The sequence below is a fragment of the Mameliella sp. CS4 genome (assembly GCF_019392335.1).
Classification (GTDB): Bacteria; Pseudomonadota; Alphaproteobacteria; order Rhodobacterales; family Rhodobacteraceae; genus Antarctobacter.
Genome location: NZ_JAHXRQ010000238.1, coordinates 1 through 250 on the forward strand (window position 1 = coordinate 1; position 250 = coordinate 250).

Here is a 250-nt window from a genome sequence, read left to right on the forward strand (position 1 = left end):
GCTGCTCCATCACCTTCTGCCGGTAGAGGCCGACGAAATCGATCGGATCGATGTACAGCGGCGGGAAGCCGCCGTTGCGCACCGCCTCGGCCACGATCTGGCGGGCGAAGGGGAAGAGCAGGCGCGGGCACTCGATCATCACCGCCGGATGGATCTGGTCGGCCGGGATGTTGAGGAGCCGGAACACGCCGGCATAGGTCACCTCGAAGGCGAACAGCACCTCGTTCTGGATCTTGGCGTCGCCCTCGAG

Annotated in this window: 1 protein-coding gene; it reads right to left on the minus strand. The window is 65.6% G+C overall.

The window, feature by feature from the left end; genetic code table 11:
- Window positions 1-250 (minus strand): protein-export chaperone SecB (locus KZZ07_RS27235; protein WP_219520146.1); only part of this gene is annotated, 250 nt, incomplete at both ends.